This is a genomic window from Pseudomonas sp. B21-041 (genome assembly GCF_024748675.1).
GTDB classification, from domain to species: Bacteria; Pseudomonadota; Gammaproteobacteria; order Pseudomonadales; family Pseudomonadaceae; genus Aquipseudomonas; species Aquipseudomonas neuropathica.
Genome location: NZ_CP087175.1, coordinates 5,040,125 through 5,053,324 on the forward strand (window position 1 = coordinate 5,040,125; position 13,200 = coordinate 5,053,324).

11 protein-coding genes are annotated in these 13,200 nt (G+C 60.5%); 8 read left to right on the forward strand and 3 right to left on the reverse strand.

Going from position 1 to position 13,200, the window contains the following annotated elements; all coding sequences use genetic code 11:
- Window positions 1–36: 36 nt before the first annotated feature.
- The 3 genes from LOY43_RS22370 to LOY43_RS22380 all read right to left on the reverse strand — a co-directional run bounded on the left by LOY43_RS22370 (window position 37) and on the right by LOY43_RS22380 (window position 2,945).
- On the reverse strand, window positions 37–888 hold the full coding sequence (locus tag LOY43_RS22370) for an ATPase (RefSeq protein WP_095048262.1): 852 nt from the start codon (window positions 886–888) through the stop codon (window positions 37–39).
- Between the two features lie 116 nt (window positions 889–1,004).
- On the reverse strand, window positions 1,005–1,997 hold the full coding sequence (locus LOY43_RS22375) for an NAD(P)-dependent oxidoreductase (protein ID WP_258708745.1): 993 nt from the start codon (window positions 1,995–1,997) through the stop codon (window positions 1,005–1,007).
- A gap of 54 nt (window positions 1,998–2,051) precedes the next feature.
- A complete protein-coding gene (locus LOY43_RS22380; RefSeq protein ID WP_095048264.1) occupies window positions 2,052–2,945 on the reverse strand; it encodes a LysR family transcriptional regulator ArgP in 894 nt (297 codons plus the stop codon).
- 96 nt (window positions 2,946–3,041) lie between these two features.
- On the opposite strand from LOY43_RS22380, the gene LOY43_RS22385 reads away from it, so the two are divergent.
- The 8 genes from LOY43_RS22385 (at window position 3,042) to LOY43_RS22420 (ending at window position 13,022) form a co-directional block, all read left to right on the forward strand.
- A complete protein-coding gene (locus LOY43_RS22385) occupies window positions 3,042–3,443 on the forward strand; it encodes an ACT domain-containing protein (protein WP_186622841.1) in 402 nt (133 codons plus the stop codon).
- Between the two features lie 5 nt (window positions 3,444–3,448).
- Complete coding sequence (locus LOY43_RS22390) at window positions 3,449–4,051, forward strand: LysE/ArgO family amino acid transporter (RefSeq protein WP_095048266.1); 603 nt, start codon at window positions 3,449–3,451, stop codon at window positions 4,049–4,051.
- A gap of 440 nt (window positions 4,052–4,491) precedes the next feature.
- Window positions 4,492–5,088: a superoxide dismutase gene (locus LOY43_RS22395; RefSeq protein WP_007918933.1), complete on the forward strand. Its 597-nt coding sequence runs from the start codon at window positions 4,492–4,494 to the stop codon at window positions 5,086–5,088.
- 416 nt (window positions 5,089–5,504) lie between these two features.
- Window positions 5,505–7,556 (forward strand): bifunctional diguanylate cyclase/phosphodiesterase, encoded by a 2,052-nt coding sequence (locus LOY43_RS22400; RefSeq protein WP_095048267.1) that lies wholly within the window; start codon window positions 5,505–5,507, stop codon window positions 7,554–7,556.
- Window positions 7,557–7,767: 211 nt separating this feature from the next.
- The gene (locus LOY43_RS22405) at window positions 7,768–9,114 is read left to right on the forward strand and encodes an imelysin family protein (RefSeq protein ID WP_095125863.1); all 1,347 of its coding nucleotides are present in this window, start codon (window positions 7,768–7,770) and stop codon (window positions 9,112–9,114) included.
- Between the two features lie 274 nt (window positions 9,115–9,388).
- Window positions 9,389–10,816, forward strand: a complete 1,428-nt coding sequence (locus tag LOY43_RS22410) for a di-heme oxidoredictase family protein (RefSeq protein ID WP_258708746.1) — start codon at window positions 9,389–9,391, stop codon at window positions 10,814–10,816.
- A gap of 26 nt (window positions 10,817–10,842) precedes the next feature.
- Window positions 10,843–11,907 (forward strand): imelysin family protein, encoded by a 1,065-nt coding sequence (locus LOY43_RS22415; RefSeq protein WP_038366849.1) that lies wholly within the window; start codon window positions 10,843–10,845, stop codon window positions 11,905–11,907.
- 14 nt (window positions 11,908–11,921) lie between these two features.
- Entirely contained in the window at window positions 11,922–13,022 is a 1,101-nt protein-coding gene (locus tag LOY43_RS22420; protein WP_095048271.1) for a DUF1513 domain-containing protein, read from the forward strand.
- The last annotated feature ends 178 nt before the right edge of the window (window positions 13,023–13,200 follow it).

Below are 13,200 nucleotides of genomic sequence, written 5' to 3' on the forward strand. Positions count from 1 at the left end.
GGGGATTACAGAATCCCCTGCACTGATCAACAAAGCTTATGGGCGGGCGTTGATCTGCTGCTGCAGATTCTGGATTTGCGCCTGCAACGTATTGATGTTGCGGGTCATCTGCCCGCGGAAGGCGTCGAACTCGGCGGTATTGCCGCCTTGCGGGGCTGCCGGGCGGTTGTCCTGCTCGCTTTTGAGGACGACGATTTCCTGTTCGAGGCGATCGATCGCCGCGCTCGGGTTGCCCTGCTTCTTCAACGCCGCGATGTCGGCGCCGAGGCTTTTGAACTGCGCGTCAAAGGCCTTCAACTGAGCATCGACCTTGCTGGTGTCGGCCGGTGTGCTTTTCACCGTCGCCAGTTCCGCAGTCAAGGCTTTGACCTGCGCCTGCAACTGGGTATTGGCATTCTGCTGTTCAGTGGTCTGCGCGGTCATCTGTGCCAGTCGTTTGTCCAGATCACTGGCCTGCCCCGCGACGCCTTGCTGCTGTTTGCTCTGATCGAGCAGCTTGCCTTCAAGCTGTTTGATCTGCAGCTTGAGGGCTTCGCTGTCGCTGGTGACGTTGGACTGGCTGGCCACGACCTTGCCGGAAATGTCCTGCAAGCGCCCCGCCGCTTCTTCACTGATGCGCGCGAAGCTTTCCTGAGTCGCAACCAGTTGCTGCTCCATCAACGAGATTTGCTGGAAACTCCACCAAGCCAGACCGACGAAGGCGAAAAACAATGCGCCGACCAACGCCCACAACGGGCCGGTGCTGGCCGCCTTGACCTTGACCACGGGCGGCGTGCGCGAGTGCACGGAGGTGCGAGCGGTGGTCGGAATGTCATCGTCGTCGAAGGTGTCGGCCCGCAGGCTCGGGACATCATCGAAATCGTCGTGGGCATCATTACGCATGGACATTGAGGCAACCTTTGTGAAACGCGGTGATGGCTAAATGCTGCGAAGTATAACCGCCGCAGCCGCAGGGATTGACCCCCAAGCGGCTACACGGTTCATTGCCGCCCGGCCGAATCGTTTCAACGGATGTCCTGAGCTTTCCACCAGCCGCAGAACTCATCCAGCGCCGACCACAGGCTGACTTTCGGATCGTAGTCGAGATAATGCCGGGCGCGGCTGATGTCGAGGGTGAAATTTTTTTTCATCACCTGCATGCCCAGGCGCGACAGGGTTGGCTCCGGGCGCCCCGGCCAGAGTTTGCAAGCGCCCTCGTTGAGCGCCGCGACGCTGTAGGCCAGACCATACGAACGGTACTTGGTGACCTGCGGCACTTCCATTTTGCGCATCACGTAATTGACCACATCCCAAAGCGGCACCGGCGCGCCGTTGCTGATGTTGTAGGCCTTGCCCAGTGCGGAACCGGCGGCCAGCAAACTGCTGAGCATCGTTTCGTTGAGGTTCTGCACGCTGGTGAAATCGACTTTGTTCAGGCCATTGCCGATGATCGCCAAGCGGCCCTTGCGCTGCATATTAAGCAGGCGCGGGAAGATGCTCATGTCGCCGGCGCCGGTGACGAAACGCGGGCGCAGGGCGATGGTTTCCAGGCCGAACTCCTGCGCACCGAAAACCTTTTGCTCAGCCATATATTTGGTCGCGGCGTAGTGATGCTTGAACCGCTTGGGCACTTGCTCTTCGGTCAGGTTGAAATGATCACGGCCATCGAAATAGATCGATGGCGACGACAGATGCACCAAACGGCGGACGCGCTGTTTCAGACAGGCTTCGACAACGTTTTCGGTGACCTGCACGTTGCCTTGATGAAAGTCCTGATAGCGGCCCCACAGCCCGACGGCGCCCGCGCAATGCACCACGGCTTCAACGTCGGAACACAGCTCGCGGACCAGATCGGGATCGGTCAGGTCGCCGGGGACAAACTCGGCGCCACGGCGCACCAGATGTTCGACGCTCTCGGCCCGGCGACCGTTGACCCGCACGTCCAGGCCCTGCTCCAGGGCGAAACGCGCAAAGCGTCCGCCAATGAAGCCGCTTGCGCCGGTGACCAGAATTTTCATGTAAAGCTCCGATGTCTTTCGTTTTGCCTGATTCGTGTGTCTTGACGCTGGCCGTCAGTCCAACGGCACCAGCCATTGCGCCGAAGAACGCAGCAATTGCTCGGTCAGCAAGCCCAGCAGTTGACCGCCATTGCGCCAATGATGCCAGTACAACGGCACGTCGATCGGTTTATCTGGCAGCAGTTCACGCAATAACCCGCGTTGCAATTGATCGCGCACTTGCAGTTCCGGCACCAGGCCCCAGCCCAGTCCGGCTTCGATCAGGCGGATAAAACCTTCCGAGGACGGACATAAATGGTGTTCGAATCCGCCATCGACGCCCAACGAGGCGAGGTAGCGATGCTGGAGGAAGTCGTCCGGGCCGAACACCAGCGCCGGGGTGCGTGGCAGTTGCTCGGCGCGCACGCCGTCGGGGAAATGTCGCTCGATAAATGCCGGGCTGGCCAGCGCGCGATAACGCATCGCCCCGAGCAACACGCTGCGTGCGCCGGCCACCGGCCGTTCACTGGCGCAGAGGCATGCGGCCACTTCACCGGCGCGCATGCGTTTGAGGCCGACGGTCTGGTCTTCGACAATCAGATCGAGCAGCAAATGTTGTTCGGCGCAAAAATCTCCCACCGCTTCGGCCCACCACGTGGCGAGGCTGTCGGCATTAAGAGCGATGCGCAAACGTTCCGGCAAACCCTCCTCGTCCAGCGCGGGCACAAGGGTTTGCAGGTCACGCTCAAGCAGACGCACCTGCTGCACATGGTTGAGCAGACGCCGGCCTATCTCGGTCGGCGACGGTGGCGTGCCGCGAATCAACACCGGCTGGCCGACCCGCGCTTCGAGCAGTTTGATCCGCTGCGAAATCGCCGATTGCGACAAACCCAGCACTTGCGCGGCCCGTTCGAATCCGGCCTGCTCGACCACGGCGGCCAGAGCAGAAAGCAATTTGTAGTCGAACATCAGTTTTCCTAATGAGCGATCAGCACTATTGGTTTTTCTTATACAGGTTTCGCCCGGAGAATAGCCAGCAAGCACTCTTTATCAAGGATCACTGCAATGGCTGGCGAAACCTCACTCACAACCTTGTTGCGCAGCATGAGCCCGCAATTGAACGCCGGCGAATACGTATTCTGCACCCTGCCCGATGGCGTGTTACCGAGGGATCTGGAGATCGTCGGCAGCTTCCGCGAACAGGAAGGCCTGACCGTGATTCTCGAACGCTCCCAAGCTGAACAGGCCGGTTTCAGTTTCGACTACGTCGCCGCGTGGATCACCCTCAACGTGCACTCGGCGCTGGAAGCCGTGGGCCTCACCGCCGCATTCGCCACGGCACTGGGCAAGGCCGGGATCAGTTGCAACGTGATTGCCGGCTATTACCACGACCATTTGTTCGTCGGCCAGGCCGACGCCGAACGCGCCATGCAAGTGCTGCGCGATCTCGCAGCCAACGCGGAGTAATTGTTATGTGGCAAAGCTATGTGAACGGCCTGCTGGTGGCGTTCGGGCTGATCATGGCGATCGGCACGCAGAACGCATTTGTATTGGCGCAGAGCTTGCGTCGTGAGCATCACCTGCCGGTGGCAGCACTGTGCGTGGTCTGCGATGCGCTGCTGGTCGCGGCCGGGGTGTTCGGGCTGGCAACAATTCTGGCGCAGAACCCGACACTGCTGGCGATTGCTCGTTGGGGTGGCGCGACATTCTTGATCTGGTACGGCAGTCAGGCGTTGCGCCGGGCCTGTTCGAAACAGAGCCTGGGTCAGGGCGAGAGCCAGACCGTGCGCTCCCTGCGGGCGGTGATGCTCAGCGCTTTGGCGGTGACTCTGCTCAATCCGCACGTTTACCTGGATACGGTGCTGCTGATCGGCTCGCTCGGCGCGCAGCAATCGGTGCCGGGCGCTTATGTAGTGGGCGCGGCGAGTGCTTCGTTGCTGTGGTTTTTCACGTTGGCACTGGGTGCTGCGTGGTTGGCGCCATATCTGGCACGTCCGAGTACCTGGCGGATTCTCGATCTGGTGGTGGCGCTGATGATGTTTACCGTGGCTGGGCAATTAATTTTCGCCAGCTGATTTATTCCAAACAGCTAAGGGGATGCCCTCACTAAATGACGGTCGCGCCGCCGCCCCGTAAAGCGCAAGACTAGGCGTAAGGAGCGTGGTTTGGCGGGCCAAATGAGCGACGAACAACGACGGATTGCGCCTTACGGGGCGGCGGCCCTTCGGGTTGGAGCTGTGATCGTGCCAAGCGGCGTTGCAGGACTCGAAGAGGCAAAAAGCATCCTCTTCGTCCCGCGCCTTGCTTGGCACGATCACAGTTCCAACGCGATCCGTCATTTAGTGAGGGCATCCCCTTGAACCTCTATCCCACACAGTTGTTGCGTGGTTATGGCGCAACCCCGGTGCTATGATCGAAACCCTGCGCCGCAAAGAGTAAAAACTCGCCGGTGCATTTCTGGCCGCCCGTGATCGGCCTTGCGCTCACCGCAACAGACCTGATTAGGAGAATCATCATGGCTTTCGAATTGCCGCCGCTGCCTTACGCACACGATGCCCTGCAGCCGCACATTTCCAAGGAAACCCTGGAATACCACCACGACAAGCACCACAACACCTATGTCGTGAACCTGAACAACCTGGTGCCAGGCACCGAGTTCGAAGGCAAGACCCTGGAAGAAATCGTCAAGACTTCCTCGGGCGGTATCTTCAACAACGCCGCTCAGGTCTGGAACCACACTTTCTACTGGAACTGCCTGGCGCCAAACGCCGGCGGTCAACCAACCGGCGCGCTGGCTGAAGCCATCAACGCTGCTTTCGGTTCGTTCGACAAGTTCAAGGAAGAGTTCAGCAAAACCTCGATCGGCACCTTCGGTTCCGGCTGGGGCTGGCTGGTGAAAAAGGCTGACGGTTCCCTGGCTCTGGCCAGCACCATCGGCGCCGGCAACCCGCTGACCAGCGGCGACACCCCGCTGCTGACTTGCGACGTCTGGGAACACGCTTACTACATCGACTACCGCAACGTTCGTCCGAAGTATGTCGAAGCGTTCTGGAACCTGGTCAACTGGAAGTTCGTTGCTGAGCAGTTCGAAGGCAAAACCTTCACCGCTTAAGCTGCGCGCCAGTCAAAAAACCCGGCTTTTGCCGGGTTTTTTTATGCCCGGATAGACCCCGTACGATGATCGTTCCCACGCTCCGCGTGGGCATGCAGCCCGTGACGCTCCGCGTCCCTGGAGGCATTCCCACGCGGAGCGTGGGAACGATCAAACAGAAAATGCAGCCTCAGGCCGCTTGCTGCCGTGCCACTGCGGGCTAACATCAAAAAGAGGAAAAAATGCTGCGAACCGCTCAAGTTGAGGGGCGAAACTACCGACATAGTACAAATTAGGGCTAATACTCCAGACAGCAGCATTTCGGACGAGACCACGGGCAAATCATCCCCGGCCTGATTGTCCCTTTGACTGCCAACTCGGGATTGCCAATACTCATGGCAACTTGACGCTACCCGCACGGAACAAGGAATAACCCTTTGAAGCTGGAACTCAAGAACAGCTTGTCGGTGAAGTTGCTCCGGGTCGTGCTCCTGTCGGCATTGATCGTCGGCGTAGTCTTGAGCTGCGCACAGATCGTTTTCGATGCTTACAAAACCCGCCAGGCCGTTGCCGGCGACGCCGAACGCATCCTCGACATGTTCCGCGATCCCTCGACCCAGGCGGTTTACAGCCTCGACCGGGAAATGGGCATGCAGGTGATCGAAGGCCTGTTCCAGGACGATGCCGTGCGTCAGGCCTCTATCGGCCATCCCAACGAAGCCATGCTCGCGCAGAAATCCCGCGAATTGCAGCAGTCCAACAGCCGCTGGCTGACCGACCTGATTCTCGGCCAGGAACGCACCTTCACCACGCAACTGGTAGGGCGTGGTCCGTACAGCGAGTACTACGGCGACCTGAGCATCACCCTCGACACCGCCACCTATGGCGAGGGCTTTATCGTCAGTTCGGTGATCATCTTTATTTCCGGGGTGTTGCGCGCACTGGCGATGGGCCTGGTGTTGTATCTGGTCTATCACTGGCTGCTGACCAAGCCGTTGTCGCGAATCATCGAACACCTCACCGAGATCAACCCCGATCGCCCCAGCGAACACAAGATTCCGCAGCTCAAGGGCCACGAAAAAAACGAGCTGGGGATCTGGATCAACACCGCCAATCAGTTGCTCGAGTCGATCGAACGCAACACTCATCTGCGTCATGAAGCGGAAAACAGTCTGCTGCGCATGGCCCAGTACGACTTCCTCACCGGCCTGCCGAATCGCCAGCAACTCCAGCAGCAACTGGACAAAATTCTGGTCGACGCCGGCAAGCTGCAACGCCGGGTCGCGGTGTTGTGCGTGGGGCTGGATGATTTCAAAGGTATCAACGAGCAATTCAGCTACCAGACCGGCGACCAATTGTTGCTGGCCCTGGCCGATCGTCTGCGCGCCCACAGCGGTCGCCTCGGCGCCCTCGCTCGTCTCGGCGGCGACCAGTTCGCACTGGTACAAGCGGATATCGAGCAACCTTACGAAGCGGCCGAACTGGCGCAAAGCATCCTTGATGATCTGGAGGCGCCGTTCGCCCTCGACCATCAGGAAATCCGCCTGCGCGCGACCATTGGCATCACCCTGTTCCCGGAGGACGGCGACAGCACCGAGAAGCTGTTGCAGAAGGCCGAGCAGACCATGACCCTGGCCAAGACCCGCTCGCGCAACCGTTATCAGTTCTATATCGCCAGCGTCGACAGCGAGATGCGCCGCCGTCGCGAACTGGAAAAAGACCTGCGCGATGCGCTGTTGCGTGATCAGTTCTACCTCGTCTATCAGCCGCAGATCAGCTATCGCGATCACCGCGTGGTCGGCGTCGAAGCGTTGATTCGCTGGCAGCATCCGGAACACGGTCTGGTGCCGCCGGACTTGTTCATCCCGCTGGCGGAGCAGAACGGCACGATCATCGCCATTGGCGAATGGGTGCTCGATCAGGCCTGCAAGCAATTGCGCGAATGGCACGATCAGGGCTTCGTCGACTTGCGCATGGCGGTCAACCTGTCGACGGTTCAGTTGCACCACGCCGAGCTACCGCGAGTGGTCAACAACCTGCTGCAGATGTACCGCCTGCCACCGCGCAGTCTGGAACTGGAAGTCACCGAAACCGGCCTGATGGAAGACATCAGCACCGCCGCCCAGCACTTGCTCAGCCTGCGCCGCTCTGGCGCATTGATCGCCATCGATGACTTCGGCACCGGCTATTCATCCCTGAGTTATCTGAAAAGCCTGCCGCTGGACAAGATCAAGATCGACAAGAGCTTCGTTCAGGACCTGCTCGATGACGACGACGATGCGACCATCGTTCGCGCGATCATTCAACTGGGCAAGAGCCTGGGCATGCAGGTAATTGCCGAGGGCGTGGAAACCGCCGAACAGGAAAGCTACATCATCTCCGAAGGCTGCCACGAAGGTCAGGGTTACCACTACAGCAAACCGCTGCCGGCCCGGGAACTGGGCGCCTATCTCAAACAGGCGCAACGCAGTAACGCGGCCATTCTCTAGAAGATCAAAAGATCGCAGCCTGCGGCAGCTCCTACATTTGGAATGCGTTCCCACTGTAGGAGCTGCCGCAGGCTGCGATCTTTTGATCTGCGTAAATAAGAAATATTTCCAGCCACAACCCTTTACACATAATGCGAAAGATTTGCATTATGTCGCAGTTTTGCGCACCCCCAGCGCGAGTCCACTCAACTATCGAAGCAGGATGTTCGCCATGATTCGTATGCCTCTGGCTACCGCCAGTCTGCTGGCCATCGCTATTTCCCTCGCCGGTTGCGGCGAAGGCAAAGACAAGGCCGCCGCTCCGGCCGCACCGACCCCAGCCGCCAGCACCACCGCACCTGCGGCGGCGCCTGCCACTGCCGGTAAAGTCGACGAAGCCGCCGCCAAGGCTGTGGTCGCACACTACGCCGACATGGTCTTCGCCGTTTACAGCGACGCCGAATCCACCGCGAAAACCCTGCAAACCGCCGTTGACGCCTTCCTCGCCAAGCCCAACGCCGACACCCTGAAAGCCGCCAAGGCTGCCTGGGTCGCCGCGCGCGTTCCGTACCTGCAGAGCGAAGTGTTCCGCTTCGGCAACACCATCATCGACGATTGGGAAGGTCAGGTTAACGCCTGGCCTCTGGACGAGGGTCTGATCGACTACGTCGACAAATCCTACGAGCACGCTTTGGGTAACCCGGGCGCCACCGCCAACATCATCGCCAACACCGAAGTTCAGGTCGGCGAAGACAAGGTCGACGTCAAAGACATCACCCCGGAAAAACTCGCCAGCCTCAACGAGCTGGGCGGTTCCGAAGCCAACGTCGCCACCGGCTACCACGCGATCGAATTCCTGCTCTGGGGCCAAGACCTCAACGGCACCGGCCCTGGCGCTGGCAACCGTCCGGCCTCCGACTACCTGGAAGGCGCCGGCGCCACTGGCGGTCACAACGATCGTCGTCGTGCTTACCTGAAGTCCGTGACCCAACTGCTGGTCAGCGACCTGGAAGAAATGGTCGGCAACTGGAAGCCGAACGTGGCTGACAACTACCGCGCCACCCTGGAAGCCGAGCCGGGCGAAACCGGTCTGCGCAAAATGCTCTTCGGCATGGGCAGCCTGTCCCTGGGCGAACTGGCCGGCGAGCGCATGAAGGTTTCCCTGGAAGCCAACTCCCCTGAAGACGAGCAGGATTGCTTCAGCGACAACACCCACAACTCGCACTTCTACGATGCCAAAGGCATTCGTAACGTCTACCTGGGCGAGTACACCCGTGTTGACGGCACCAAAATGACCGGCGCCAGCCTGTCGTCGCTGGTGGCCAAGGCCGACCCGGCTGCCGACACCGCACTGAAAGCCGATCTGGCCGCCACTGAAGCCAAGATCCAGGTCATGGTCGATCACGCCAACAAGGGTGAGCACTACGACCAGTTGATCGCTGCCGGCAACACCGCTGGCAACCAGATCGTTCGCGACGCGATCGCATCGCTGGTCAAGCAGACCGGTTCGATCGAAGCCGCGGCCGGCAAACTGGGCATCAGCGACCTGAACCCGGACAACGCTGATCACGAGTTCTGATCAACTGCGTCTGCGTCAAACAAGGCGACCTTCGGGTCGCCTTTTTCATACCTGCCGTACACGGCTCACTGTAGGAGCTGCCGAAGGCTGCGATCTTTTGACTTTGCTTCTAAAAAGACAGATCAAAAGATCGCAGCCTTCGGCAGCTCCTACAGGGGTTTTGCATAGGCCTTCAGATTCGCGTTGTATCAAGCAAACGATAATTCCTCTTATTCAAACTCCTTCGCCCTGTTAGACTTTGCGCCTTTATTTTCGCCCGTCCGCAGGATGTCTGATGCCCTCGCTGCCTCTTCGCTTGTCCGCACTGTTGCTGGCCCTGGGCCTGAGTGCGTGCGATGACGCCCCGCGTTTCATCAAGGCTGAGCCGGGTGAAGCACGTTCGGGCGGTGCAGCGACCGTGCGCAAGACCGATCAGAACGCATTCTCCCTGCCCTCGGCCAACCTGCCACCGTCACGGCGAGTGGACTTCAGTGTCGGCAACAGTTTCTTCCGCAGCCCATGGGTGATCGCACCGTCGACCACCACTGCGCGCGATGGTCTCGGCCCGCTGTTCAACACCAACGCCTGCCAGAACTGCCACATCAAGGACGGTCGCGGCCATCCGCCAACGCCGGATGCCGCCAACGCGGTGTCGATGCTGGTGCGCCTGTCGATCCCTGATGCGCCGCAATTCGCCAAGCTCATTGAGCAGGTCGGCGTAGTGCCGGAGCCGGTCTACGGCGGCCAGTTCCAGGACATGGCCGTGCCCGGCGTAGCCCCCGAAGGCAAAGTGCGCGTCGATTACACGCCAGTGCCCGTGCGTTTCAAGGACGGCACCGAAGTCGAATTGCGCAAGCCAGTGTTGCAGATCACCCAACTGGGCTACGGCCCGATGCACCCGGACACGCGTTTCTCGGCCCGCGTTGCCCCGCCGATGATTGGTCTGGGCCTGCTCGAAGCGATCCCCGAAGAAGCGATTCTGGCCAACGCCACCGCGCAAGCCAAAGACAACAAAGGCATCAATGGCCGTCCCAATCAGGTCTGGGATGATGCGTTGCAGAAGACCGTCATGGGCAGATTCGGCTGGAAAGCCGGACAACCGAACCTCAATCAACAGAACGTCCACGCGTTTTCCGGTGACATGGGCCTCACCACCAGCCTGCGCCCCTTCGATGACTGCACCGAGGCGCAAACTGCCTGCAAACAGGCGCCAAACGGCAATGGCCCGGACGGCGAGCCGGAAGTCAGCGACAACATCCTGCGTCTGGTGCTGTTCTACAGCCGTAACCTCGCCGTACCCGCGCGGCGTGGCGTCAACGATGAACAAGTGCTGGCCGGCAAGAACCTGTTTTTCCAGGCCGGTTGCGATTCGTGCCACACGCCGAAATACACCACCGTCGCCAACGCAGCCGAACCTGAACTGGCCAATCAGGTGATTCGTCCGTACAGCGATCTGTTGCTGCATGACATGGGCGACGGCTTGGCCGACAACCGTACGGAATTCCAGGCCTCTGGCCGCGACTGGCGCACGCCGCCGTTGTGGGGGATCGGCCTGACGCAAGCCGTCAGCGGCCACACACAGTTTTTGCATGACGGTCGCGCGCGCAATCTGCTCGAAGCGGTGCTTTGGCATGGCGGCGAAGCGCAAGCCGCGCAGCAACAGGTTTTGTCTTTCAATGCCGAGCAGCGTGCCGCGCTGCTGGCGTTTTTGAACTCACTTTAAACACTGAAAAGAATCGGGAGCCCGACATGTTCCGTCCCAAACTACTGTTCACCAGCCTTGCCGCGCTCGCCCTCGGTGCCTGCTCGCCGCAGGATCCGCAAGCGGTCACGTCGGCGGCCATCGCCAAATCAGTGATCCTGCCGACCTACACCCGTTGGGTCGAGGCCGACAAGCAACTGGCGGTCAGCGCCCTCGCCTACTGCCAGGGCAAGGAAACCCTGGAAACCGCCCGCGCCGATTTCCTGCACGCGCAGAAAGCCTGGGCCGAGCTGCAACCGCTGCTGATCGGCCCGTTGGCCGAGGGCAACCGTTCGTGGCAAGTACAGTTCTGGCCGGACAAGAAGAACCTCGTCGGCCGTCAGGTCGAGCAACTGGTCGTCGCGCAGCCGCAGATCGACGCCGCCGCCCTGGCCAAATCGAGCGTAGTCGTTCAAGGTCTGTCGGCGTACGAGTACATCCTGTTCGACGCCAAGCCTGACGTGGCCAACGCCGAGCAGAAAGCCAAGTACTGCCCACTGCTGATCGCCATTGGCGAACGACAGAAGCAACTGGCCGAAGAGATTCTGCAGGGCTGGAACAACACTGACGGCATGCTCGCGCAGATGACCAAGTTCCCCAACCAGCGCTATGCCGACTCCCACGAAGCGATCGCCGATCTGCTGCGTGTGCAAGTCACTGCACTGGACACTCTGAAGAAAAAACTCGGCACGCCAATGGGCCGCCAGAGCAAAGGCGTGCCTCAACCGTTCCAGGCCGATGCCTGGCGCAGCCAGTCCTCGCTGACCGCACTGGAAGCCAGCCTCGCCGCTGCCAAAACCGTCTGGGAAGGTGTCGACAACAAAGGCCTGCGCGGTCTGTTGCCGGCTGAGCAGAAGCCACTGGCGGACAAGATCGACGCTGCCTACGCCGCTTCGCTGAAACTGTTCGACAGCACTCAGCGTTCGCTCGGCGAAATGCTCGAAGATGACGCCGGTCGTCAGCAACTGAACGACATCTACGACAGCCTCAACGTCGTCCATCGCCTGCACGAAGGCGAACTGGCCAAGGCGCTGGGCATCCAACTGGGCTTCAACGCCAACGACGGTGACTGATGAGGGCAAGTGCCATGCTGCGACGTCAGGTTCTGACTTTAGGTAGTGCACTGCTGGGAGCAGTGACGCTGGGCGGCTGGACGCTGTTCAAACGCAAGGATCAGAGCCCGCTGTTGCTGTCGGCGCGCGACGACACCGACGGCAAGCACTACGCCGTCGGCTATCGGCTGGATGGCACGCGGGTGTTCGCCACCGAAGTCGGCCAACGCTGCCACGACATCATCAACCATCCGACGCAGCCGATTGCACTGTTCGTCGCACGTCGCCCGGGCACCGAGAGTTACCTGATCGACCTGCGCGACGGTAAGTTGCTGCAGACGGTGACCTCGCAGCCGAACCGGCACTTCTACGGCCACGCCGTGGTGCACAAGGACGGCGAATACCTGTACGCCACCGAGAACGACACCACCGATCCTGGCCGTGGTTTGCTCGGTGTGTACAAGTTCGAAGGCGAACGGCTGGTGCACACCGGCGAAATTTCCACCCACGGCCTCGGCCCGCATCAGGTGTCGTGGATGCCCGATGGCGAGACGCTGGTGGTGGCCAATGGCGGGATTCGTACCGAGGCAGAAAGCCGCGTCGACATGAACCTCAACGCCATGGAGCCAAGTCTGGTTCTGATGCAGCGCGATGGCACCCTGCTGAGCAAGGAAACCCTCGCCCAGCAGATGAACAGCGTGCGCCATCTGGGCATCGCCAGCGATGGCACCATCGTCGCCGGTCAGCAGTTCATGGGCGCCTCGCATGAGCGTTCGGAGTTGCTGGCGATCAAGCGTCCGGGGCAGCCGTTCGTGGCGTTCCCGGTGCCGGAGCATCAGTTGCAGTCGATGGGGCATTACACCGCCAGTGTTGCGGTGCACAGCGACTTGCGCCTGGTTGCGCTGACGGCGCCGCGTGGCAACCGCTTCTTTATCTGGGATCTGGACAGTGGCGAGGTGCGCCTCGACGCGCCGTTGCCCGATTGCGCGGGTGTGGGTGCGGTGAAGGACGGTTTTGTCGTGACCTCCGGGCAAGGACGTTGCCGTTACTACGATTGCCGTCAGGATGAGCTGCTGGCCAAGCCACTGGAATTACCGGCGGGGCTCTGGGACAACCATCTGCACTTGATGGCGTAAAACTGCCTTAAAAGATCGCAGCCTGCGGCAGCTCCTGCATTGGAATGCACTCCTCTGCAGGAACTGCCGCAGGCTGCGATCTTTTTGCGCCCCCCTGTAAGAACTGCCAGTTGGAATCCCCCCTGTACTCGGAGTAATGTGCCCGCCTGTCTCACCTGATTTATCCAAGGAACTGGAA